This is a genomic window from Wolbachia endosymbiont (group A) of Dendrolimus pini (assembly GCF_964026835.1).
Classification (GTDB): domain Bacteria; phylum Pseudomonadota; class Alphaproteobacteria; order Rickettsiales; family Anaplasmataceae; genus Wolbachia; species Wolbachia pipientis.
Window position 1 is genome coordinate 1,263,297 of sequence record NZ_OZ034702.1, and the last position, 22,841, is coordinate 1,286,137.

The window sequence follows — 22,841 nt, forward strand, 5'->3', positions numbered from 1 at the left end:
AGCCTATAAGAAATAATTTAAAAAAGTTTTAATCTAATCGTTTTTGCAGAGCAGCAACTCCCGGCATTTCATCGCCACTTAACCAATCTAAAAATGCTCCTCCACCAGTGGAAACATATGTAAAATCCTTATCGGTAAGGCCTGCAGCGCTTATTGCAGATAGACTATCGCCTCCCCCTATTATGCTGGTTAACTTTCCTTTGTGCGTTAAGTCACTTACGATTTTCATTACCCCTATTGTACCGCTTGCAAAAGCTGAATGTTCAAAAACACCAATAGGTCCATTCCACAGCAGAGTCTTACTGCTTGCTATTATACTGCTTATTGTACTCAAAGTTTGTGATCCGATATCCAAAATTATATCACCGTCCAAAATGGACTCAGTTTTTCTTGAAATACTAGTGCTGTAATCAGAGTTTACTGCAACCAGAACGTCTTCTGGCACAACTATTTTGCAATTGTTTTTATTTGCTGTTTCAAGAATATTATGCAGAAGGTCGTCAACACCATTTTGAAAGAAAGATTTCCCTATATTTACTTTGCTAAATGACAAAAAATTATTGGCTATTGCACCACCTAGAACTAGGTAATCAACCTTTTCTGTTAGCTTTATAAGCATTTTTATCTTAGTTGATATTTTAGCTCCCCCAACTATCGCAGTAATAGGTTTAGCTTTAAACGATACAGCTTTTTCAAGATACTTTAGCTCATCTTGCAAGCAAAACCCTGCATAAGAGGGTAAAAATTCTGTAATGCGTGAAATAGAAGCGTGAGCTCTGTGAGAGCAAGAAAATGCATCATTTACATATATATCCGCTAGAGATGCTAGTTGTTTGGCAAAATTTGAGTCACTTTGCTCTTCCTCTTTATAAAATCTTAGATTCTCTAGTAATATTATATCTCCTGCATCCATAACACTTACTGCTCTTTGTACTTTTTCACCAACGCAATCGTCAATGAATTTCACTTTTTTATTTAGTAACTGCGATAAAGTGTCAATTACATTTTTTAGCGACAGATTATTGTCTCTGGCCTTTGGGCGTCCAAAATGTGATATAATAATAATCTTTGCACTCGCATTCACTAAATACTGAATAGTAGGCAATGCTCTCAAAATACGAGTGACATCACGAATTTCTCCATCTTTTATAGGAACATTGAAGTCAACTCTAAGTAAGACGGCTTTATTGTGAAGATCACAATTTTCTATACTAGGTATGTTCATTACAAAATTGAAGCTATAAAGTCACTATACAGCAGTTTGATCTAAAGTAAAGTTTTAAGCTTACGAACGTTTAAGGAAATTTGCATGCCAAACGCTTGACACTGGAACTTTATCGTCATGCCACCACGAACCGTCATACCGCGATTCATTCGCGGTATCTCTAGATCCCGCTAACACGTAGCGGGATGACGATTGTCAGGGTGTCATCCCAGCACCCCTATGATGTCATTTAAGTAGCTGACACTGGTTCCTTTATGATGGCAGTGCCCCTATGGTGTCATTCCAGTGCTTGACACTGGAATCCAGCCTTTCCATAATCATCAAAACATTGTATTTTAACGTAAAACAGCTATTTTTATGCTCACCAACTTAATAAAATTCCTGGATTCCAGCGTCACGCGCTGGAATGACATCACAGGAGCACTGGAATGACACCATTTGTTGTGTTTAACAAAGTTCGTACTTAGCTTCATGTTAGCTATAAATATTAAGAAATTTACCAAATGAAAAAAAAGGCAAAAGAAGCTCCGTGGTTATTATCCGCTTTAAAATATTGGCGTTTTTTATGTTTTAAATGCTTGACAAGCGAGATTCAGCCGCTTTTAATTGCAACTAACCTACGCTGCAAATGTTTAAGAAATTTACTAAGCAGAAAAAAAGACAAAGAATCCCCGAGTTAGCTAGTCTTTTACTATCTCTGTCGAGTATTGGCATTTTTTGATGTCTTGTAACGCTTTATAAGCGCGTTCAGCTTATTTAGATAAAAATCTAGATGTAGATGAAGTTTTGTAAAGACATACAGTATCTATATACTGCAAAAAATTGAACATAAGACGCCGATACATTAAGTAATCCTTACCTTTTAATCTGCAGATTGGCGAAAGCAAATACAATAGCTTCACTATCATGATAAGTGGGCTGGCGGAGTTTGTCAAGGAAGTTTTTCGTTTCTATGTTCTGAATGACAGGATTGCTCTTGAATTTACATTGTCGGTAAATCTAAATTGCTTTAATAATTTTGATTGAAAAATAGTTTTTCTATTATATAAATGCTACTTTAGGGTAATCAAAATGGAAGACGATAAATATAGCCTAGGTTTAAGGGTTATCCATTGGTTGATGGCTGTTTTTATTATCGGTATGCTTTGTTCTGGACTTTATATGAAAAGCCTGCCACTTAGCAATGAAATTAAGTTCAACATATACGCTATTCATAAGGCTTGCGGTATCACTATTCTTGGATTAATCATAGTACGCATATTTTTTCGCGTCTTTACTTATGTTCCACCACTTCCAGCAAATTTTTCTCGGTTTGTAATCAATATAAGTAAAGCAGTACACTTTGGTTTATATTCTTTGATGGTGCTAATGCCACTATCTGGCTATGTCATGTCTTCTGCTTCTGGCAAACAGATCAAATATTTTTTTCATATCCCTTTGTTGATTAATCAAAACAAAGACCTAGCTAACACGGCTAACGAGCTACATTCGATGCTTGCATATTTTATGGTACTCTTTATAATCTTACATATACTTGGCGCTTTGAAGCACACATTTATAGATAAACAAAACATTTTTAAACGCATGATATAGGTTATATGTTAAGTAGCCTCTGGAAAAAAGGAACAGATTTTCTTGGCAGTGAGTTTGCTATAATGGGTGGTGCTATGAGCTGGGTTTCAGAGAGAAACTTGGTCTCAGCAATCTCAAACGCTGGTGGTTTTGGTGTGATTGCATGTGGTGCAATGTTCCCAGACTTACTGGAAAAAGAAATCATAGAGACACAAAAATTAACTAGCAAGCCATTTGGTGTAAACCTAATTACTATGCACCCAAAGTTGAGTGAGTTGATAGATGTGTGTATTGAAACGAAAGTGAGCCATATAGTGCTTGCCGGTGGACTGCCAACAAAGCCTAATATAGAAAAAATCAAGGGTGCAGGCATTAAAGTTATGTGCTTTGCACCAGCATTAAGCCTTGCGAAAAGGTTAGTGAAAATGGGAGTAGATGCGTTAATAATAGAAGGAATGGAAGCAGGTGGACATATAGGTCCAGTGAGCACTTCTGTTCTTGCACAAGAGATATTGCCTCATTTTAAAAATGAACAAATACCAGTGTTTGTTGCAGGTGGAATAGGCAGAGGCGAAGTGATAGTTAATTACTTAGAAATGGGAGCAAGTGGCTGTCAAATAGGCACATTATTTGTCTGCACTAATGAGTCAATTGCCCACAAAAATTTTAAGGAAGTGTTTATTAAATCGGCCGCACGTAATGCAATACCTTCTGTACAGATAAGTGCTGATTTTCCTGTAATTCCAGTAAGAGCTATAGCCAACAAAGCAAGCGATGATTTCATGAAGCGTCAAAAAGAAGTTATTGATGAATACCAAAAGGGACAGATCTCAAAAGAAGATGGGCAGCTTGAAATAGAAAAGTTCTGGGCTGGAGCTTTAAGAAGAGCAGTGATTGAAGGAGATGTTGAAACGGGATCTTTAATGGCCGGTCAAAGTGTTGGCATGGTTGATAGGGAAAAGCCTGTAAAAGAAGTAGTGGATATGTTAGTTCAACAAGCAAACAATTATATTGAGAGCAAATCTGTAGAAGTAGAAAACCCAGAAAGCAAATAGTTAAGCGACCTCACAATAAGCAAGTTGCCATTAATTATCCATAATATGGCATAATTATCCAATTTTAATGTAAAATTAACGCTAAAGAGGTATCTATACATTTTATTTGTATGGAGGAGTCTATGCCAGGTACTTTAAAAAAACCTCAGAATAATAAAGAAGTTATTAACCAACAATTGCACGACACTATATACAAAAAGGTAACAAAAAAAACACATAATCATGAAAGCCCAAAAAAAAATGGAGATGGAACTATCAAAAAATGCATAGAGTTGTTCAAGGAAGGAGCTAGTCCTGAGGTATTAACTGAATTAGAAAAATCGCTGAGAGAACAATTAGAAAAATCACCAGAAAAACAAGAGGAATATCAAAAACATTATAAGTATTATATCGAAAACTTTCTTCCTGCATTGAAAGATGAAGTAATAAAATCAGAAGAACTAGCTGTACCTACAGTATTTAACAATGAAAGAGAACAATCACAAAGACCACAAACAAAAAGAGGAAAAATAGTAAAAACAATTTTGGATATTACTAACAGGAGCAGCAGTGTAAGCTCAATACCAAATGCTGTTGAAGAAAATATTGAAGATCAAATGCAGCTAGGACATATTGAAGAGCAAAACAACACACAAGAAACACCCTTGAATGTAGCTGAGAAAAAAAGTGGTGATACTAAAATACTTGGCCAATTAGATATTCCGAAAGAGGTATCTAGAAAATATAGTAAAGTTATGGAGCAATTAAAGAAGAATATAAAAACTCCTAAGCTTGGTAACGGTAGTGGTTCAGATAGTGGAATAAACTCACCTGGACTGAGTGAAAAAAACTCGATATCACCAATAAATAGTAGAAAAAACAGTTTAACATCAATAGCAAGCACTTCATCTGAGGAAAGTTTAAACTCAACATTGAGCTCTGTTGAAGAAGATAATGGCTTACAACCAGAGGGTGGAGAAAAAACTGAGTTATTAGAATCAAATTTGGAATCCCCAAAAGAAAACGAGACTCAAGTGCAGCCAGAGCAGACTGTAAAAAAAGAGCCAAAAATGCAAGAAAATGAAAACTCAGATGGTCAAGCAAATCCAGATCAAGTTAAGAAAGATATCCTACTTAAAAACCAACCCAATAACAGAAATCTTCACGTTGCACTTGTAGCAGGTTGTGCTCTCTCCACAATAGGGTGCATTGTTGCAGGAGCAATGACATCAGGATTGATAGGAGCAGGACTACTTGCTATGGTTGCAGTGCTTGCTATAGCAGCAGTAGCTGAATTGCATTCAAACTTCCTATCAAGTAAATTAACATCCATTAATGTGAGTCCTCTTGTTGATGATAAGAGCTTACAGCATGTTCGCAGCGGTAAAAATTAAATATGTGTTACTTGTAGTGGATAAGTGAATTCAGTTCTTGCCTATTGATATAAAAGTTGTTATATTTGAGGAATGTTTAAAAGGTGTTTAGTTGATGCGCATTCAATTGAATAAAGTTTTGGTTTTTATAGCCTTATTAAGTTTCATTTTTGCATCATATTCTAGCGAAGCAAGTTCGGCGAGTGATGAATTAAAGGGTATACAAGAAACGGTAAAAAATTTTATTTCTTCATTTTCAGTTAAAGATACTGTAGAAAATATGAGTCCTTCAACAATCATAGGGTTGTGTATAGCTGCAGTGATACTTGCAGTAGTGTTCAGAGGTCTAATCTTTTTTATGATAATGTTTGGTGTACTGGTCCTGATGTTCGGTAGTACAGAAAAGGCAACAGACTACTTAAAAGAAAAATTTAACTTTGCAAAAGATATAAAATTACAATCCGATAGCGAAAAAAAAGATAAAAATTAAGATAGTATTTTTATCTTTTTTAATTATCTTTATTGAATACGCATATGCAGTTAAAAGTACCAACAGTTAACTCTAAGCTTAAAAAAAAGAACAACTTAGCATTACTAGAAAGCATTGATTTAGATTTTGTTCCTTATGCTTGTCATTACGATGAAGAAACCATACTCACAAAACAGGGAGAATTGTTAAAAATAATCAAGTTAGAAGATTATTCTTCTGTTGATAACTACAGCGACCTCAGAACTGAAATTAGAAAAAGCATATCAAAAAATATTAATAGCCTGTATTTTACCGTTTGGATTCATACCGTTAGAAAGCGCAATAAACTGAGCTTGAAATGGAATAAAACTGAAGACTTCTCTGACAACCTACATTCAACGTGGTTTAATAAACTAACTGATAGTAAATTACAGTATATAAATGAACTATACATTGTAATATTGTTTAGCGATTTTGGCAAGCATACTAATAATTCGTTTTTTTTCAATAGAATAAAGAATAAGCATAAGTTGTCTTTACAAGAAAGCCATCAGGAGTTGCAAAAGATAACTGACTTAATTCAAAATGATTTAGAACCTTTTGGAGCTAAAAAACTGGGTCTAAGGTTTAGTGAAGGTAAAATATATTCTGAAATGATAGAATTTCTCCACTATATTGTTACATTAACGCACAAAGATTATCCAATACATGAAAGGGACCTGTCGCAATATATTAGAAATTTTAAAATAGCTTTTGGTTTCAATACGTTTCAAACAATATTTGAAAATCAACAGAAATTTGGCTCTATTTTCAGCATAAAAGAATACCGGGAAATCTCTTTAGGTAATATAGATAGATGCTTGCAGCTTGAATCTGAATTTATCATTACAGAAATAATGATATTTACTAGTAATAATAAAGCAATAAAAGAATTTAAAAAACAAATCAACATGCTGCAAATTAGTGAGGATAATACCTTACTTAAAAGCTCAGGAATTGAAGAAATAATAGAGCTTGAAAGGACCTCTAGTATAGACTTCTGCCAACAGAAAATTATTTTTACAATATTTGCAGATGATAGGAATAAGTTAGCTGAAAGTATTAGTGATTTATCTTCTATAATGTCATTAGTTGGCTTCATGATGTTTAGAACTGATTTACATATGGAAAGTCATTTTTGGGCACAACTTCCAGGCAATTTTGCTTTTATTACGCAACCGAAAAATATCTTAACAAAATACGCTTGCAGCTTTGCTATGCTGCACGATTTTACGTCAGGTACATTAAAAGGAAGAAGGTGGAAAGAAGCGGTAATGATTTTTTTCTCAAAAAAAGGAAATCCTTACTTCTTTAATTTTCATGGAAAAAGAAATAATGGCCATACTACGATACTCGGAGCTCCAAATTCAGGCAGAACTTCACTCATTAATTTTCTATTATCAGAATCAAGAAAGTTTAACCCAAGAATTGTCATATTGGATAACACTGGAAAATCAATAATTTTTACTAAAGCAGTGAGTGGTAAATATTACATAATCGATCCAAAATATAAGGACAAAAGCCTAAAATTTAATCCACTAAACATTGAAGATAGTGCTTCCAATCGCAATATGTTGGTTGAACTGATCAGAAGAATGGTAGCCGATAAGAGCTTGGTGGACGTAGAAGAAAAGATAAGAAAAATTGTGGATTCTATATTTGCTATACCCAAGGAATCACGTTCTATTTCACAAATTTCTGAGGTGCTCTTGCTCCTTGGGGGTAAGATAAGTAGATGGTGTGACGATGGTGACTTTGCTTACTTATTTCAAGATGGTGATGAATCAGATATTGACTGGGAAACAAAAATTATATCTCTCAACACCGCAAACCTTACAAAACAAAAGGAATGTATGTCCGTGATACTTTACTATTTTTTATATTCTTTTGAGGCAAAATGTGATGGCTCGCCTGCAATACTTGTTTTGGATGAAGCATGGGAGATAAGTAATATTTTTCCTACAGAGAAAGAGTTTGATAACTGGATGCAAAGAATGACGGAACTAAATGTTGTAGTAATCCTAAGTACTGAGAATTTAAATCTCGCATTTGCTAGCAAATTTACTCAATATTTAGATAAACATGTTGATACAAGAATCTTGATGCCGAACGTCAATGCAAATAGATTATACATGAAGGCATTTTCTCTATCGAAAGAGGAGCTGAATATAATTCTGCAGACGCCAACACAGGAAGGTTTATTTTTGATAAAACAGTACAAAGGATTAGTAACCTTAAATCTGGATTTGAAGGATATGCAAGAAATACATGTACTTTCAGCTAACAAAGAGACTATAAAGTATATGTATGAGGCAATAAAAGAAAAAGGAGAAGAAGTTAATGAGTGGTTACCGGTATTTTATGAGAAGTGTAAAGCTTAATTTCTTATTGATATTTTTTTTGATACTTGGTCTTTCGTATCAAGGATATGCTGATTGTCCAACATTTGTAGAAAGTAATACTTGGTGGGAAGCAATAGTTGGTGGAGATTGGGTAAAGGAAATTAAGGTGCAAGCAATAAAAGATCAAGGAGTTGATGGTTACTTTAATCCCAAAATTAGAGTATGTGCTTATGATGGACAAAGTTATTGTTATGACTTACAAAGTGGGGAATCCTGCCGCCAGATATATGGAACGCAAGGTACAGGAGCTGGAGTTTCTGCTGCAGCTTTTATTGATTGGGAAGGGGATAAAACAAAAGCTGGAGGAGAAATTGCTCGGGGTCTTAAATGGGAATGGGCAGACGGTGTTACTGATGAGGAAAAAAGAAGATTCGCTAACTCTCCTAAAATATGTGCTTGCAGTCAAAAAGGGGCTTGTATGTCAGGAATTTCTTCATGGGGTTCTAGAGTATTTTCGGGTGAGAATATTTTTCGTCCTGGGGAGATGGAAAAAGTCTGTGATACCTGCTACCAAACGGCAGTAAAATGTGCTCCCGTGCCACTTGCACCTAGCCCCCCTCCATTTTGCGAGCAACTTGCAATGTCACCTCCACAAGTTAGAATTGTTCCTATAACAGATAAAGACAATGATTACTTCGATCCAAGAGTTGGGGTGATAATTAGCGGACTGGAGGAAAGAAAAGAGTTAGGTTTTCCACACGTTGTTTCAAATAATGAGAACATTCCAAATCACTCATATACTGTTACAGATAAGGATACTCACTATTACTTCAAAACCTATAGAAAAAAGGGCCAGCTCTGCGCTGAATACCATGGAACTCAAAGTATAGACAAAAAAAATCCACAGTTCGTCCGCTGTTTCCCGGCACCACCTGCTCCAGAGCCTGAGATAGTGAAGGTAGCAAATGAAAACACGCTAGAAATAAAAATGAAGATGAGCGAGAGCACTTGTACTTATAGAGCACATGGAGTCTACAGCAATGGTGTCTGTACTTTCAATGTTATCACTAATTCTACTAAGAACATCGGCCCTCTATCTTTAAAAGTAGTAAAACCAGCAATAGTAGCAAAAACGACTGACAGTAGTAACACAAAAAGTTACATTGATAATATTATAGAAGGTATATTAGAAAGTAATCCGCAACAATTTAAAGTTCTGAAAGAATATGGCTATGTTCCTGATATTGAAACGGAATGTAAAGAGTTTCAGGGGAATAAGTGCAAATTGAACAACTTAGGACAACCAGAAATAGAAGTAAAGTATAAAGGAAATTCTAACAGTAAAATGCTTTGTCTTTCTGGATGGCAGCCAGAACCAGAGGAGTTTGTTCTTAAAAGAGAAAATAAAATAATACCACTAAAATTAATGGGAACAAGATATACTAAATACAATGCTGTTTACTCCAAGGAATCAAATCAGTTCTATTATCTTCCAAGCAAGGAAAATAAAAGAGCCGATCTCTTAAACAGAGATCAGAGTGAGTTAGATAAAATAATATTCAATAAGCAAGGGTATGTTTTCTTCCCTGACAACAATAAACAGGAAAAGGGGAAATGCAGTTACTGTGTAAAAAGAAATGATGAGATAGACGATACATTTAAATCTAGTAAAGGACTGAAAGTAGTGTACAAATTGACGGATGTAGAGCATAGAGAAAAATGTAATCAAGGTGATGATGGTTGTATCTGCTTTACTGGAACATGCAGCCGTTCAACACGATATGTAGACAAAAAAAACACTCAACCTTTTTATACAAAGATTTCACAAAATACAAATGGCGTTGTCACGCAACCAGAAGCACCAATAAAAGCAAACAGAACGGAGGTCTTTTACGCTGATAAATTGTGTAGGTTCGATTTAGAAGGTCTCAAAAAGAAATTAAAAGAAAAATTAAAAGAGATAATCAAGGAACAGCTGAAAAATAAGAAACCAGATCTTGAAAAAAATAATGAAAAATCCTATGATCATAAAAATAAAGATGTTTATACAGATGACTTATCAATAAAATTTGATCGTATTAAAATAGAAGCGTGGGGAAGTGGTGAAGCAGGTCATATACAAGGTAGTGGCTGTGACAATCAAAAATGCCATTCTACTGAAAGCAGAGTAGGGATGCCAGGAGATTATATTAAAGCTAAACTGAAAATCGATCCTAATTATCCTATAATTAAGGTGCAAGTCACAGAGGGAGGGGGTAACCAGGAAAGTAACCTCTCAGATAAGGACGGGGGACCTGTTTTCATAGAAATGTGCAATTCGCAGAAGCAACATTGCCAGCAACTGATTACTGTTGCAGGTGGAGGTGAGTATAGAACATACGGTGGTAAGGGTTATGAGGAAACAGTAATTCATAAGCAAGATTTAAAGCTAGAGGAGAAAATTGTAAAGGCAGATAAACTGAAGTCTACACAAGACAATCAAATAGCATATATAGAAAATGGTGAAATCAAGTATGAAACAGTAGAGTGTGGAAGTGGTTTGAGAAGCAGTAGATCTGGTGCAGGTGGCTGCATTAATAAAAGCAAAGGAATTTATGGTAAAGGCTCTCCAGGGTATGTGAAGATTAGACCTATTATAAAGGAATTTGACGAAGAAGAAATAAATGCTGCTATTAAAAAAGTAATAGAGGATCTATACGATCTTGAAACTATGACTGATTTTTGGGTAGGGGATCTTAACGTGAATATAAGTGGGATAATTAAAGAGGAAGTCAAAAAAGAATTATCAAGGTAAAAAGATATAGCTCTGGAAATGATGCTCTTGTTTTAATAATTAATTAAAGTAAAGCATGTAGTAAATGGTGTAATTGCTGTATCTTAACAAAAAGGTATAACGAATGTAAGAGGAGGGTGCTTTATGTCTCTAAAGAATAAAATTTCTGAGTTAATAGAACAACAATTTAGCATTAAATACCATGACAATTATTTGGCTTACACTATACATAATTGGGCTGCAAGCGAAATATCTGATTCTATTACTTTTTGCATAATTGGTTGTGGAAATTGCAAGATTGGATATCAAGATGTTGCAAAGTCATTCAACATAACAAAAGAAGAAATTGACCAAGGTAATATTGCAAGCATAGAAAGTAAAATAAAAAGTGAAGCTGAAAAATCAGGTAGCGAGTTTTCTGAGTTGATTTCTAGAGTGGATCAATCGCTAAAAGAGCAGAGTGAAAAGTCTATTGTACAAATTTTAGATTCATCCGCTGAGGAGATGTTAAGGAGTTTCTGTGATAGCCCTGTACAGTCTCCAGAGCCTCAAGAACCCTCTGCTTCATCTGAAGAGCATGCTACAGAAGGCCCAGAAACTAGTGTTAATTCAGATCTTTTGTCAACCTAATCAACCCCATATATATGTTTTTTTTGTACCCATGCTTTGCGTTTTGGGGTGGAAAGAAAGCACCATTCTTCGTTGCATTTTTCTATCTTCATCACAACAAACTTGTCTATTTTCATAGTAATCTTGCTGTCTACACTCTGTTTTTGATATCCATAAGTATCTTCTTTTACAATCGCGTAGCGCTTATCACTAAGAAGATTGCCTTTTATCCATCCGCAGTCTTCATCTATATCGCAGACCTTTTTCCAACTCTCAAACTCTTCTATCACTTTCAGGGGCAGATTTTTGCAAGTGTATATCCATTTTACAGGATAGTGAAACCCTGGCCCCGTTCTCATGTTGATCTTATTTGATTTGGTTGAAACAAAGTTGTTAGCAAACAAGCTATGGCTAAATAATAAAAACAATAGGATAATAGTACTGAACCAAGATCCCAGTGTCACGCACTGGGATAACGTGAGGGATAGTGTAACAGACTTATTCATCATAATTCACGATTAGGTTGACATAAGATAAAGAGTAAATTAAAAATTGAATAGATCTTTAAATGCAAAATCAATGCCTATAGAAATATTAATGCCTGCTCTTTCACCGACAATGAGCAAAACTGGAGGAAAAATTGTAAAGTGGCATAAAAAAGAACAAGACAAAGTTGAAGTAGGCGACGTAATTGCTGAGATAGAGACTGATAAAGCCATAATGGAGTTTGAATCTATAGATGAAGGAGTTTTAGCAAAAATTTTAGTAACAGAAGGAACAAGTGGCGTGCCTGTAAATCAACCAATAGCTTTAATGCTGGAAGAAGGAGAAGATGAAAGTGCACTTAACAACTATACTTCAACTTCCATCAATAGTGCAGTTAAAAAGGAAGTGACAAAAAGTGCTGTTGATAATCAAAAATCAGAACACCAAGATTTAAACGGAAAGCCAATAAGTCATTCTTCGGTGTCATTCCAGCGCGTGACGCTGGAATCCAACCCCTCAATGTCATCCCAGTGCTTGACACTGGGATCTAGAAAAGAAGAATGGATCCCAGTGTCAGCTACTCAGATGACAGAGGGTTATGCAGAAGGTAGAACAAAAATAAGCCCATTAGCTAAGAAAATAGCTCAAAATGAAGGGGTTAATGTGCAGCAATTAAAAGGTACAGGACCATATGGTCGCATAATTAAGGCTGATGTGTTGGAGTTTTTAGGCAGTGGTATACATACTGAAAGTCCTGAGAAAGATACCATAGTTGAAGTAAGCAACATGCGCCAAGTGATAGCACAGCGCCTGACTGAATCAAAACAGAATGTTCCACATTTTTATTTAACTGTAGACTGCCAGGTTGATAAGTTAATATCGTTAAAAAACGAGATTAACTCAGCAGATGAAAACAATAAAGTAACAATTAATGATCTAATCATAAAAGCTGCAGCTTTCAGCATGAAAAAATTTCCTGATATAAATTCTTCGTGGATAGATAATAAAATACTGAGATATTCAAATATAGATATTTCAATCGCTGTGGCACTTGAAGATGGGCTAATTACTCCTATAGTAAAAAATGCTGATAAAAAGGGTATTTTATCTATATCAAAAGAAGTGAAAGATTTAGTAAGCAGAGCAAGATCTGGAAAATTGAAACCTGAAGAGTTTCAAGGAGGAGGGTTTACTATCTCCAACTTAGGGATGTTTGGTATAAAAGCCTTCAGTGCTATAATCAATCCGCCGCAATCTTGCATTATGGCAGTTGGTGCATCTAAAAAACAACCAATTGTTATGAATGAGAAAATAGAGATAGCAGAAATAATGACAGTAACACTTTCTGTTGACCATAGAGCAGTTGATGGGGCACTCGGAGCAAAGTTTTTAAATGCCTTTAAGCATTATATAGAGAATCCTCTGGTGATGCTTATTGAAACTGCGGTAATCTATTAGCATTGTTATTACAAAATTAATACCTCTAAGTTTATACTTTTATTAGTTAATAGGTTTAGAGGTAAAAAAATGAATACTACAGTAGAAAAAAATAATCCAAAAATTTTTCCTCAAAATGAAGGAAAGATTAACTCAAAAGGTATGGTTGCTCCACCTGTTCCTCCAAAATCTTCCCAAGTTAAATTTGCTGGAATAAGAGCAATTTTTGAGCAAAATGCATCTTATTCCCAAGCAAATGATAGTAATAAAACAGTAAGTAGCAATCTTGGAAGAACATTTGGCCCAACAATGCGAAAACTCATGGAAGACAACATTCATAGCACTCCTAACAAACAACGCCGTGATTCAGGGGATAGTGGTATCAGTGATGTTAGTAGCAGCACTTCTGATGATGAGGATAGAACAATAAAAGATAAAATGATGGAAAATGTTAAGCAGGATAACCATCAAAAAAGCTTTGATTTACATAAAGTACAAGCAACTGATGAATTAGAAACCGTAAAATTTCTCAAAACGCTAAGCAAGAAAGAAAGAGAAAAACTTGGTTTTTCTCCTAAACAGCAAAATAACCAAAAGGTTGAGACTAGCAAAAAAACTTATAATCCACTTGATTGGAATCCAATCTATCAAGGTAAAAAGCTCTTTAGCTTAGGCAATATGTCGAGTAATTCGTCTTCATGTAGTGAAAAAAGCAATATTTCAGATGTAAGCGATAAGTCTAATAATTCAAACATTGTTAGATGTAATATTACTAGGAGTAACAGTAAGGAAGACCTTCGTAAACCTGATGCTTCACATAATGACAAATCTGCAGGTAAAAAATTATCTAATGTCAATGTAAGCGAATTAATCAGAAAGTTTGAACAAGGTAATGACATAGTAAAAGGGCGTTAATCAAATGTTACCCTATCTTTGTATATGTGAAGGTAGGGTATCTTTTCAAAATAGTATATCCTTTATAGCTTTGTTAATTTTTGACTCCCTCTCTGCAAAAGCAGTTTCTAGAGAGGTTTTAAGTTTTTCCCATTCTTCTTGACCATTTAGAACTAAAGATTTATATTCATTTTCAATTTTTTCCAAGGATCTTTGACATGAGGAATCTAGTTCCTCATATATATCAATATTTATTGATTGCAGTATTACCAAAAATGCAAACAAATTCGGATCAGGTAATTCTTCTCTTGTGTGATTCAGAAGACACAGCTTTATTTTTTTTACGCAGTATTCTATTGTTTTTAACGATAGTGACAGGCTTTCTGCATAAAATATAAAACTATCTACAATCAAATTTTTTGACTTTTTCGGTAATTTAATATTTTCAAATAGTTCTTTTGTAAATTTTTCTATCGGTTGTTTTGGCAAATGTAAAGAGAGATCAGTAAAAGATTTTAGGTCAAAATTTGGTCCAAGTATTGTGCTGATTGCTCTTTGTACATTACTCTTATCTTTACTTACAGAAATAATGAAAACCAGCCCCTCCACATCAAGCATATACTTTATAGATTCCAAAAAATCGACAACGAATTTAGGACGGCACACATCAAGATTATCCACCATTATATAAATGTTTTTGTCTTTTCTGATTTTATTAACCACATCCGCTAACTGTATTTTGAAATCTCTAGTACTCTCTTTTCTTCTTTGGAGAAGACTTAATTCACTCAAGACAAAACCTATGTCTTTTTTATCAGCCTCTTTTGCAGCATCAAGAAATACTGAAAGCATAGCAAGTGGAGATTTACTGATCAGCTTTCCTAGTGTGTTTAGAGAAAATAGCTCTTGGTTTATGTTCTTGAACTGTTGTATAACGCTTCTTTTTACTTCATACGATGCAAATAAATCTTCAAATAGAAAATTTAAAAAAGAAGGAAGTGGTTGGTCCAATGCATTGATATCCCATGCACTATAATAAGCTACAATTTCATTTTGCTGTTTTAACTCTTTTACCCATTCTTTCAAAAAAAACGTCTTGCCCCATCCATCATATCCTTCTAAAGATATTATTGTAAAAGACTGATCAATTGTTTTAATTATAGTGTTGAATTTACCTGAAAATTGCTTATAGTTTAGGCGGTCATTTTCCCAAGCCACCACTTTAAGTGGTGGCACTATTTTTTTCTTTTTGAATGTTATTAGCGATATAAGTTTTTTTAAGCACATGTCTTATTTTATATTTAACTCATATTCTTGTCTTGAAGTAAGTGCTATCCTCAGCGTTCCTTCATCAAGATAGTCAATTTCTCCGCCCATTGGTATGCCGCAAGCAAGGCGTGATATTTTCACATCCAAATTTTTTAGCAATTCAATTATATATTGTGCAGTAACTTGGCCCTCTAATGTCGGATTAATTGCGATAATTATCTCTTCAATTTTAGACTCTGTCACTCTTTTCAGAATAGTGTCAAGGTTGAGTTCTTTTGGACCTATGCCATTTATTGCAGACAATCTGCCACCCAAAACATGGTATAAACCTGAATATATATTTCCTTTTTCAAACGCCCATAGATCACCTAATTCTTCTACTACACACAGTAACTTAGTGTCACGTTTTGGGTTAGTACAAATAGAACAAGGTGACTTAGTATCTAGATTTCCGCAAACTTCACACTCTATTATAAGATCTGCTAGCTCTTTAATCAAAGATGCAAGTGGTAGCATAACTTTTTCTTTGTTTTGGAGTAAATGTATAACTAACCTGCGTGATGATGATGGCCCTAAACTTGGCAATTTAGAGAAAGCATGAACTAGATTTTTTATGTTAATGTTCATCCAATAAATTCAGAATAGGTAGTCAAATGGTAACATCAAACCCTTTGTAAAGAAAGTGGTAAGTTTCTCTTGATCCACTTTGATTAGCTATAGAAAAAATTTTTTACTCTAACGCAAAAAATTACTTCCGCACACTTAGGCAGTGTCGACATTTATTTTAACCAAAGATAAATGCCAGCAATGTGAACAAAAGACAGAAAAGCTATGGCCAATTTGTCGTAGCGTGTAGCAACTCTGCGGAAGTGCTTGATTTTGTTGAACATCCTTTCGATTAAGTTTCTCTCTTTATACAATTCTTTGTCATATTCTCTTGGTGTTTTTCTGTTGGAACGCGGTGGGATTACTGGCTCAGCATTTACAGCTTCTGCAGCCTCAATCATATAATTTGCGTCATACCCTTTATCGGCAATAAGTGCCTCCATGTTCTTGCCTTCTATCAGGTCTAAAGCTTTTACGTAATCCGATCTTTGCCCTGCAGTAACAAAGAATCTCAGTGGGTTGCCCAAAGCATCACAAGCAGCGTGTAATTTGCTTGAAAATCCTCCTTTGCACCGTCCCAGCTCTTGTTCTTGTCTACCAGTTTCCACATTTTTTTCTTGCACCAGCAGCATGTTGATGTGCCCTGATTATTGTTGAGTCTATCATGAGCCACTCTGTGTCTCCATTAACAGCTAATGTGTTGAAAATCATCTGCCAAACACCAGATTTTGCCCACCTTATAAAACGTTTATGTACACTTGACCATTTTCCATACTCAGCCGGCAATGCTCTCCATGTTGCTCCTGTTCTACCTATCCACATTATTGCAGCTACGAATCTCCTGTTATCTTTTGCGCTTCTTCCTCTATCTCCTTCCTTACCTGGCAGACTGTTTTTTATTCCATACGCGTCAAGTTAAGGAAATAAAGGTATGAAAGAGATAGAATAATAAGGTATAAGTTCTCCCAGATATACTTTTAGTGAGAGAACCAATGAATAAAATAACTTGCTTATCAAAAAAGCTCAAAGAATTTTTTAATGAAAAAGCAGAGAAAATCTCAATTACAACAAGGTTTATAAAAAGAAAGAGAAAGCTAAAAGGTTCATCATTCGTAAAAGCCATGGTCTTGGGTAATATAGGAGTTGATAATTGTAGCGTAGAAACAATGTGTCAATTACTAAACGAGGACTCGATAGATATAACAAAACAAGGTTTGGATTTTAGATTTACTGAAGAAGCAGTGGAATTTATGAAAAGGATGTATAATGAATCTGTGATTCTCTTTAAAAATATCTTGCAAGTTGATTGCAAAATCTTACAGCAATTTAATAGTGTTAAATTATTGGACAGTAGCTATATTACTCTACCTAACAGTATGGAAGAGATGTATAAAGGTTATGGTACTAGCTACAGTGGCTATGAAAGCAATACTAAGTCTGGAATAAAGTTACAATTAGTTTTCGACTACATGAATCAGATAATAGACCAACTTAATTTAACGGAGGGGGTAAGATCAGACCAGGGATATAGGAAACATTTAAGTAATATATTAAGCAATGATTTGCTAATATCTGATCTCGGTTATTTTGTGCCAAGTTCTTTTAAACAAATCAATGAAATAGGAGCTTATTTCATAAGTCGTTATAAATCCGATACCAACATATATGATGTAGAAACAAATCAAAAAATGGAGTTATTAGAATGTTTAGAGGATAAGTTATTTTTAGAAAACGAGGTATTGTTAGGAAAAGAAGCAAAAATTAGAGTAAGAATTATATGTCAGAAACTAACTGAAGAACAGTCTATGGCCAGAAGAAGGAAAGCTAATAGATTAGCAAGATCGCAGGGATATACATCCTCTAAAAGAAATCAAAAATTGTTGAACTGGTCAATATTTATAACTAATGTTCCAGAAAATAAAATTAGTGCTGAGCAAGTATTAACGATTTACAGAGTAAGGTGGCAAATTGAGTTATTATTTAAATTGTATAAAAGCCATATCAGGCTTGATAAGCTAAAAGGAAAGCCATGCAGAGTATTATGTGAACTATATGCTAAATTGTGCGCAATTCTTATATTTCACGGCATAGTTGGTTGCACAGAAGTGAAAAAGAATACAGAACTTAGCTTAACAAAGGCATTTATTGAGCTAAAAAGGCGGGTTAGAGAGTTATTTTTAGTATTAACCAAAATTAATAGTTTAAAAGCATTTCTTAAAAAACTCACTATAACTTGGTCGCGATTTTCATTAAAAGACAAACGTAGAAGGGCTAGAGTATCCACTTTAACCTCTCTAAATTTGCTCACAATCTCTTAACTTGACGCGTATGGTTTTTTATTCTCTCCCATTGCTCATCTTTTAAATCATATAGCATTCTCTTTACCTATTAATAAAGAGTACTCTATATCACTATTTTTTTATGTCGACAAGACCTAAAGCCTGATTATAATAGACTTCTTGCATAACCCAAACTAAGTAGAAAAAGGTATCATCCGAGTAGCTCTCCTTTGTCATCCTAGTGCCTCCTTTTTTGTCATCCCAGTGCCCAGACACTGGGATCCAGGAATTTTATTAAGTTTGTAAGCATAAAAGTATAGCTAACGTGAGCTCTACGTCATACTGCCGCGAACCGTCATACCGCGATTCATTCGCGGTATCTCTTAGCCGCTAACACGTAGCGGGATGACGGTTGTCAGGCTAGCTGTCATCCCAGTGCCCAGACACTGGGATCCAGAAATTTTAATTGTAAGTAAGCATACTGGGTTGATAAGTATAAAAGTAGCTAGAAAATAAACATTTTTGATGAGATTATATGGAAAACTGGATGCCAGTGTCAAGCACTGGCATGACACCCTTCACGGACTTTTAAATTACTTTAGCTATAAATATTAAGAAATTTACCAAATGAAAAAAAAGGCAAAAGAAGCCCTGGGGTTATTATCCGCTTTAAAATATTGGCGTTTTTTATGTTTTAAACGCTTGACAAGCGAAATTCAGCTGCTTTTAATTGCAACTAACTTACGCTGCAAATGTTTAAGAAATTTACTAAGCAGAAAAAAAGACAAAGAATCCCCGAGTTAGCTAGTCTTTTACTATCTCTGTCGAGTATTGGCATTTTTTGATGTCTTGTAACGCTTTATAAGCGCGTTCAGCTTATTTAGATAAAAATCTAGATGTAGATGAAGTTTTGTAAAGACATACAGTATCTATATACTGCAAAAAATTGAACATAAGACGCCGATACATTAAGTAATCCTTACCTTTTAATCTGCAGATTGGCGAAAGCAAATACAATAGCTTCACTATCATGATAAGGGCGCTGGCGAAGGGTGTCAAGTAAGTTTTTTCGTTTCTATGTTGTCAGCTACTTGGATGACGCCAATCTGAGTTAACTACACCAACTCACATTCAGCAAAAAAGAAAGCTATCTCCTTACGAGCATTTTCTAGACTATCCGAGCCGTGGACTCTATTTTCACTAATATCATCAGCAAAATCACCCCTGATTGTGCCTTTATCTGCCTGTTTTGGATTGGTAGCTCCCATGATTTGTCTGTATTTACTTACTGCATTTTCACCAACTAAAACTTGAACTACCACAGAACCAGAGGTCATAAACTCTACTAATTCCCCAAAAAAAGGCCTATCTTTATGAATTTCATAAAACAGCTCTGCTTGTTTTTTTGTTAGTAACATCATTTTTTGTGCTGTGATTTTCAGCCCAGATTGTTCGATGTAGGAATTTATATTGCCTGTAATATTATTTTTTACTGCATCAGGTTTTAATATCGAAAGTGTCTTCTCAATTGCCATATTATTTCCTTATATAAGATTGTATATTTATGGATTCATTTTATTGCAAATTTTGATTTGATAAAAGTAGTTTTTTATTTATAGTTAAGAATAAACCATCAAGGAGGTATTGTATGGGTGAATGTTGTAAAAATAACACTACTAAACAAGCTGAGCCTACCACTAAAAAACAAGCTAAATCTACTACTAAAAAATTAGTAAGTAACTTTAAGTCATCACTTTTTTGTGGAACAAAAGGATTTTTAACTTTTAATTTGGCCTTTTTAAGTTATTTGGAATATAGCATATATAAATGCACTTCATCTGCTCATGTACAACAAAAGGAAAATATTGAAAGATGTAACAACATACAGGCTTCCAAGCTTGCACTTGCTGAGGATACAGATGGCAATTTTGCTACACAAGAAATAGAGCAAAAAGAAAAAAACTTTAACCAGCAACACAAATTTTTAAGAGATACTGCTGCCTTTGCAATGAAAAGGAATACTATTCCATTGCTTGAAATGGCTATCATAGTGCCATTTGTTTGTTTTGCGCTGCCAGCTATGCTAGGCAGTATGAGCCTCATGCAATGCGCACTTTTATGTGCTTCCTTAATGATTGCCACATGTTTTATTGTCAGAACTTTTCATCTGCGTGAGAAGTTAATGGAAAAAATCACTAACCATAGTAGAAAAGAAATAGACGCGGAATTTAAGAAAGATACTATAAAATTTCCTATCTTTGATCAAAATAGAAAACACACCGAGTATAATTCGCCTAACTCAGGGCGACTACTGGATGAAACAAGTAGCACCTCTCTTTTCGTTAAAGTTTTACTTTTTCCCCTCAAGGTTCTTCTGAATGTCCTGCAAAGTTGTATAATGCTATCTTTAGCTGCTGTTGAACTTCTTGAAACGGTACCAAGTCTTTTTGTCGATACATTTTTCGATTGGAACTTCACATCCACCAAGAGTAACCTGAAGAGATCAGGCCACTTATTGTATGCCAGTGTAAGAAATTTAGTGCCTATAACTAAATTTGATGAGTGTGTAGCTAATTTTATAGGCACCCCAGAAGTAACTTGTTGTAGTAGTGCGTAGGTGAAAAAGGCAGTTATCTTATTTAATCTTGGCGGGCCTGATTCACTAAATGCGGTCCGTCCTTTTTTATTCAACCTTTTTTATGACAGGAGAATAATCAATCTACCGAATCCCTTTCGGTTTCTTTTAGCAAAGTTTATATCTGCGAAACGAGAAAATACTGCACGAAAAATATACGAGGAAATTGGAGGTAAATCGCCAATTCTAGAGAATACAAAAATGCAAGCTAATGCTTTAGAACTAAAATTAAACGAAAATAGAAACCATGTACACAAGGTATTCATCTGCATGCGCTATTGGCGTCCATTTGCTGACGAAGTTATTGAAAGTGTAAAACAGTTTGATCCTGACGAAGTAATTCTGCTGCCACTGTATCCACAATATTCAACTACCACAACTCTGTCATCCATCGAGAATTGGCAAAAAAATGCTAAACGGTATGGCCTAAAATGCAATACAAAAATGATTCACCGTTATTATGATAACCAAGATTTTATTGAAGCTCACACTAATCTGATAGCTAAGTACTATAAATTGGCTAGAAAAATCGGTAAACCAAGAGTCCTATTTTCAGCCCATAGCTTACCTCTTAGTATCATTAAAAAGGGCGACCCTTACGCTTCACAGGTAGAAAGAAGCGTAGAGTTAATAGTAGAAAAGTTAGCTATCAATAACTTAGATTGGTCGATATGTTATCAGAGTAAGATTGGTCCTGTAAAATGGCTAGAGCCAAGCACTGAAAGTGAGCTATTACGCGCAAAAGCTGATGGTGTACCTGTAGTTCTATCACCTATATCTTTTGTTTCTGAGCATTCAGAAACTCTAGTTGAACTTGATATAGAATATAAAGCAATTATCAAGGATGGATATTACTTTCGTGTGCCAACTCTCAGTACCGATCCCTTGTTTATAAAATGCTTAGCCGATTTGTGCATAAATCTCCCTTAAAGTCCTGATTCATAGGGCTTTTCTTTTAGGATTTTATGTGATAGAATAACAGGAAGTTATTAACTATTTCATGCCAAACAAGCTAAAAAAGAAATCTAACATACTCGCACAAAGGGTGCATGATATTTATGATCATGATTTCAGGAAGGTAATCTGCATCACAACAGGTTTAACAGCCCTATTGTGTAAGATTTCACTGCAATTTTGCTGCGAGTTCATTGACAATAATAGATCCAATATTTTTCTTATACGGAATGTTGCTCGACTAGTAAAGTTTCCGACATCTATTCTATACATTGCCCATTCTGCATTTACTCTACAGGATCTAATTAAGGATTACAGAAACCCTGAGAGTAAAAAAGAGCTGGCAAAAATTGTGGGTAAATCGGCTAATCTTGCAAGCAGCACCATAGAAGCGCTAATGATGTTGAAAATCATCCATTTTTGCACTGGAAGCAATACAGACATAATAAGTTATATTAACTTAACCTCAACGATCCTATTTTTGTTCATTTCAGAACCTATAAGCTATTATTATACATGCAAGGAATATCTGGATAATAAGGATCCTGAAAAGTCTGCTGAGTGTAAGAAGGACCTTATTATTAGCACATTAACTTTGTCGTTAGGTTTATTAAACTTCATATTAAGAAGGATAGAGACTCCAACTATACCAATAAACTTAGGTAATGATATAATCTATAATTTCAACTTAAGCGTAACAGTCAGCATAATATATAGTGCAGTATTTCTTGCAGTTCAGCTTGACAAATTGTTTCAACAACCTGTCAATGATGATCCTTCCACTGAACTTGATGATGTTCATAATATAAACGGTCATTCTAATGACAGCACTGTAGAGGTATAAG

18 protein-coding genes and 1 pseudogene are annotated in these 22,841 nt (G+C 34.8%); 13 read left to right on the forward strand and 6 right to left on the reverse strand.

Annotation, left to right across the window (positions count from 1 at the left end; genetic code table 11):
* Positions 1-28: 28 nt before the first annotated feature.
* Positions 29-1,225, reverse strand: coding sequence for a phosphoglycerate kinase (locus AAGD66_RS06300; RefSeq protein ID WP_264723839.1), 1,197 nt, complete (start codon positions 1,223-1,225; stop codon positions 29-31).
* A gap of 1,071 nt (positions 1,226-2,296) precedes the next feature.
* On the opposite strand from AAGD66_RS06300, the gene AAGD66_RS06305 reads away from it, so the two are divergent.
* The 7 genes from AAGD66_RS06305 (at position 2,297) to AAGD66_RS06335 (ending at position 11,457) form a co-directional block, all read left to right on the forward strand.
* Positions 2,297-2,818, forward strand: a complete 522-nt coding sequence (locus AAGD66_RS06305) for a cytochrome b (protein ID WP_010082022.1) — start codon at positions 2,297-2,299, stop codon at positions 2,816-2,818.
* A gap of 5 nt (positions 2,819-2,823) precedes the next feature.
* Positions 2,824-3,852, forward strand: a complete 1,029-nt coding sequence (locus AAGD66_RS06310) for a nitronate monooxygenase (RefSeq protein WP_341814455.1) — start codon at positions 2,824-2,826, stop codon at positions 3,850-3,852.
* 122 nt (positions 3,853-3,974) lie between these two features.
* Positions 3,975-5,225: a hypothetical protein gene (locus tag AAGD66_RS06315; protein ID WP_264723837.1), complete on the forward strand. Its 1,251-nt coding sequence runs from the start codon at positions 3,975-3,977 to the stop codon at positions 5,223-5,225.
* A 94-nt stretch (positions 5,226-5,319) separates the two neighbouring features.
* Positions 5,320-5,694 (forward strand): hypothetical protein, encoded by a 375-nt coding sequence (locus AAGD66_RS06320; RefSeq protein ID WP_022626145.1) that lies wholly within the window; start codon positions 5,320-5,322, stop codon positions 5,692-5,694.
* A 44-nt stretch (positions 5,695-5,738) separates the two neighbouring features.
* Positions 5,739-8,093, forward strand: a complete 2,355-nt coding sequence (locus tag AAGD66_RS06325; protein ID WP_341814456.1) for a type VI secretion protein — start codon at positions 5,739-5,741, stop codon at positions 8,091-8,093.
* Complete coding sequence (locus tag AAGD66_RS06330) at positions 8,074-10,848, forward strand: hypothetical protein (protein ID WP_265024524.1); 2,775 nt, start codon at positions 8,074-8,076, stop codon at positions 10,846-10,848. Before AAGD66_RS06325 ends, AAGD66_RS06330 begins: the two co-directional genes overlap by 20 nt.
* A 123-nt stretch (positions 10,849-10,971) precedes the next feature.
* A complete protein-coding gene (locus AAGD66_RS06335; RefSeq protein ID WP_010082090.1) occupies positions 10,972-11,457 on the forward strand; it encodes a hypothetical protein in 486 nt (161 codons plus the stop codon).
* On the opposite strand, the gene AAGD66_RS06340 is transcribed toward AAGD66_RS06335, so the two are convergent.
* Positions 11,454-11,942, reverse strand: a complete 489-nt coding sequence (locus tag AAGD66_RS06340) for an SH3 domain-containing protein (RefSeq protein ID WP_006280060.1) — start codon at positions 11,940-11,942, stop codon at positions 11,454-11,456. The genes AAGD66_RS06335 and AAGD66_RS06340 overlap by 4 nt on opposite strands.
* A gap of 73 nt (positions 11,943-12,015) precedes the next feature.
* On the opposite strand from AAGD66_RS06340, the gene AAGD66_RS06345 reads away from it, so the two are divergent.
* Together AAGD66_RS06345 and AAGD66_RS06350 are read left to right on the forward strand one after the other, a co-directional pair.
* A complete protein-coding gene (locus AAGD66_RS06345; protein WP_006280214.1) occupies positions 12,016-13,380 on the forward strand; it encodes a pyruvate dehydrogenase complex dihydrolipoamide acetyltransferase in 1,365 nt (454 codons plus the stop codon).
* A gap of 69 nt (positions 13,381-13,449) precedes the next feature.
* Entirely contained in the window at positions 13,450-14,274 is an 825-nt protein-coding gene (locus AAGD66_RS06350) for a hypothetical protein (RefSeq protein ID WP_265024525.1), read from the forward strand.
* 45 nt (positions 14,275-14,319) lie between these two features.
* Here AAGD66_RS06350 and AAGD66_RS06355 read toward each other — a convergent pair whose 3' ends face one another.
* The 3 genes and pseudogenes from AAGD66_RS06355 to AAGD66_RS06365 form a co-directional block, all read right to left on the reverse strand.
* Entirely contained in the window at positions 14,320-15,540 is a 1,221-nt protein-coding gene (locus AAGD66_RS06355) for a P-loop NTPase fold protein (protein ID WP_155969219.1), read from the reverse strand.
* Between the two features lie 3 nt (positions 15,541-15,543).
* Positions 15,544-16,143, reverse strand: coding sequence for a recombination mediator RecR (gene recR / locus AAGD66_RS06360; protein WP_400772272.1), 600 nt, complete (start codon positions 16,141-16,143; stop codon positions 15,544-15,546).
* A 158-nt stretch (positions 16,144-16,301) separates the two neighbouring features.
* Positions 16,302-17,028: pseudogene (locus tag AAGD66_RS06365) on the reverse strand (IS5 family transposase).
* A gap of 92 nt (positions 17,029-17,120) precedes the next feature.
* Here AAGD66_RS06365 and AAGD66_RS06370 point away from each other — a divergent pair.
* On the forward strand, positions 17,121-18,446 hold the full coding sequence (locus AAGD66_RS06370; RefSeq protein ID WP_264339118.1) for an IS4 family transposase: 1,326 nt from the start codon (positions 17,121-17,123) through the stop codon (positions 18,444-18,446).
* Positions 18,447-19,522: 1,076 nt separating this feature from the next.
* Here AAGD66_RS06370 and ndk read toward each other — a convergent pair.
* Positions 19,523-19,942: a nucleoside-diphosphate kinase gene (gene ndk, locus AAGD66_RS06380; protein WP_182309846.1), complete on the reverse strand. Its 420-nt coding sequence runs from the start codon at positions 19,940-19,942 to the stop codon at positions 19,523-19,525.
* Between the two features lie 113 nt (positions 19,943-20,055).
* On the opposite strand from ndk, the gene AAGD66_RS06385 reads away from it, so the two are divergent.
* The 3 genes from AAGD66_RS06385 to AAGD66_RS06395 all read left to right on the forward strand — a co-directional run bounded on the left by AAGD66_RS06385 (position 20,056) and on the right by AAGD66_RS06395 (position 22,840).
* Positions 20,056-21,024, forward strand: a complete 969-nt coding sequence (locus AAGD66_RS06385) for a hypothetical protein (protein ID WP_264723830.1) — start codon at positions 20,056-20,058, stop codon at positions 21,022-21,024.
* Complete coding sequence (hemH, locus tag AAGD66_RS06390) at positions 21,025-21,972, forward strand: ferrochelatase (protein WP_007548918.1); 948 nt, start codon at positions 21,025-21,027, stop codon at positions 21,970-21,972.
* A 70-nt stretch (positions 21,973-22,042) separates the two neighbouring features.
* Positions 22,043-22,840 (forward strand): hypothetical protein, encoded by a 798-nt coding sequence (locus AAGD66_RS06395; RefSeq protein WP_264723828.1) that lies wholly within the window; start codon positions 22,043-22,045, stop codon positions 22,838-22,840.
* Position 22,841: the final 1 nt, after the last annotated feature.

Coding starts and splice junctions, on each gene's coding strand:
- AAGD66_RS06320 (WP_022626145.1), top strand. CDS start 5,320: ATGCGCATTCAATTGAATAAAGTTTTGGTTTTTATAGCCTTATTAAGT.
- AAGD66_RS06355 (WP_155969219.1), bottom strand. CDS start 15,540: ATGTGCTTAAAAAAACTTATATCGCTAATAACATTCAAAAAGAAAAAA.
- AAGD66_RS06385 (WP_264723830.1), top strand. CDS start 20,056: ATGGGTGAATGTTGTAAAAATAACACTACTAAACAAGCTGAGCCTACC.
- AAGD66_RS06325 (WP_341814456.1), top strand. CDS start 5,739: ATGCAGTTAAAAGTACCAACAGTTAACTCTAAGCTTAAAAAAAAGAAC.
- AAGD66_RS06315 (WP_264723837.1), top strand. CDS start 3,975: ATGCCAGGTACTTTAAAAAAACCTCAGAATAATAAAGAAGTTATTAAC.
- AAGD66_RS06310 (WP_341814455.1), top strand. CDS start 2,824: ATGTTAAGTAGCCTCTGGAAAAAAGGAACAGATTTTCTTGGCAGTGAG.
- AAGD66_RS06350 (WP_265024525.1), top strand. CDS start 13,450: ATGAATACTACAGTAGAAAAAAATAATCCAAAAATTTTTCCTCAAAAT.
- AAGD66_RS06340 (WP_006280060.1), bottom strand. CDS start 11,942: ATGAATAAGTCTGTTACACTATCCCTCACGTTATCCCAGTGCGTGACA.
- AAGD66_RS06305 (WP_010082022.1), top strand. CDS start 2,297: ATGGAAGACGATAAATATAGCCTAGGTTTAAGGGTTATCCATTGGTTG.
- AAGD66_RS06300 (WP_264723839.1), bottom strand. CDS start 1,225: ATGAACATACCTAGTATAGAAAATTGTGATCTTCACAATAAAGCCGTC.
- ndk (WP_182309846.1), bottom strand. CDS start 19,942: ATGGCAATTGAGAAGACACTTTCGATATTAAAACCTGATGCAGTAAAA.
- AAGD66_RS06330 (WP_265024524.1), top strand. CDS start 8,074: ATGAGAAGTGTAAAGCTTAATTTCTTATTGATATTTTTTTTGATACTT.
- AAGD66_RS06345 (WP_006280214.1), top strand. CDS start 12,016: ATGCCTATAGAAATATTAATGCCTGCTCTTTCACCGACAATGAGCAAA.
- AAGD66_RS06370 (WP_264339118.1), top strand. CDS start 17,121: ATGAATAAAATAACTTGCTTATCAAAAAAGCTCAAAGAATTTTTTAAT.
- AAGD66_RS06335 (WP_010082090.1), top strand. CDS start 10,972: ATGTCTCTAAAGAATAAAATTTCTGAGTTAATAGAACAACAATTTAGC.
- AAGD66_RS06395 (WP_264723828.1), top strand. CDS start 22,043: ATGCCAAACAAGCTAAAAAAGAAATCTAACATACTCGCACAAAGGGTG.